The sequence below is a fragment of the Pseudomonas endophytica genome (assembly GCF_001411475.1).
GTDB lineage: Bacteria > Pseudomonadota > Gammaproteobacteria > Pseudomonadales > Pseudomonadaceae > Aquipseudomonas > Aquipseudomonas endophytica.
The window spans coordinates 1-1,141 of record NZ_LLWH01000144.1; the positions used below are offsets into that span (position 1 = coordinate 1).

The 1,141-nt window shown below is 46.8% G+C and carries 2 protein-coding genes; both read left to right on the forward strand.

The annotated features are described in order from the left end of the window. Positions 1–526 (forward strand): RHS repeat-associated core domain-containing protein (locus tag AQS70_RS10055; protein WP_206542131.1); only part of this gene is annotated, 526 nt, incomplete at its 5' end. Further along, positions 523–951, forward strand: coding sequence for an SMI1/KNR4 family protein (locus AQS70_RS10060; protein ID WP_206542132.1), 429 nt, complete (start codon positions 523–525; stop codon positions 949–951). The genes AQS70_RS10055 and AQS70_RS10060, both read left to right, overlap by 4 nt. Positions 952–1,141 lie beyond the last annotated feature (190 nt).

The following is a 1,141-nucleotide window of genomic DNA, read 5'->3' on the forward strand; positions in this document are numbered from 1 at the left end:
CAGGTTTTACGATCCGGATGTAGGACGGTTTACCCAGCCGGATCCGATTGGGTTGTTGGGTGGGATCAATCTTTATCAGTACGCGCCGAATGCGGTGGGTTGGGTTGATCCGTGGGGTTTGAATGCAGTTGTCTTTACTGATAGCCAAGGGTTGACCTTGCAGACATATGGCTATACAGACCTCAGCCATCTAAGCGAATCGAAACTAAAAGAGACAATCTTCATGAATGGACCTAACGCACCTCACCCCTGGGGTCTATCTCCTGTAGATAAACAAGGTGAAAAAATTGTCCTTCATCACCATAGGCAGCAAACTGAAGGACCTATCGTAGCCATGCCTGAGAAGCATCATGGCAGCAAGATGAATGGAGCAGGTCAACATCCAAAAGGTAATAAGAAGGGCAGCGGAATTTCGAACAGAAAAGAGTTCAATTTTTGGAAGCGTGAGTTCTGGGTATCTCAGGCGCAGAAAGCACTAGACAAGAAACACCTTAGAAAATCAAATAATGGAGCATGCGACCTGTGAACAATGAACTGAAAAATAAAATAGAATCTTTCCTCCAGACCCACATGGACCTAATGGGATCTCCCGCTACAGAACAGCAAATAGAGTTAGCAGAAGAAACTCTGTCTACACGATTTAACGAGCAATACGTTGAGTTTATAAAACTCTTTGGCGGATCTTATGCGGGCATCGGCCTTCACGCATTCCAGAATGGCGCACTTATAGGCAAGGCCACTGTCACTGAGTTAACAACACGATTTAGAGAAAGATATAAAACTCAACATTATTCCCAACTTAATGATGCCTACGTCATTTCGGATGACGGCAGTGGAAATCCAGTCATTATGAACCCGGCCGGGGAAATATTCCTTTATCTGCATGAAGAAGACGAACTAGAACTGCTTTACCCATCCCTCAATGATTTGCTCAATCAAACATTTTCCTGACCCCTACCACTACGAGCGCCAATAAGCTGGTCTCGATTACCTTCACCTCACGGCCAGCAGCAACCGCTGGCGTTCAACTACAACAAGAACGGACAACTGCTCAGCGAAACCAGCGCTGCCGGGGAACTGAAATACTACTACGACGAACTGGGCAACCTCGAAACCCTGCCCTTGCCCGACCAGCGCGCCA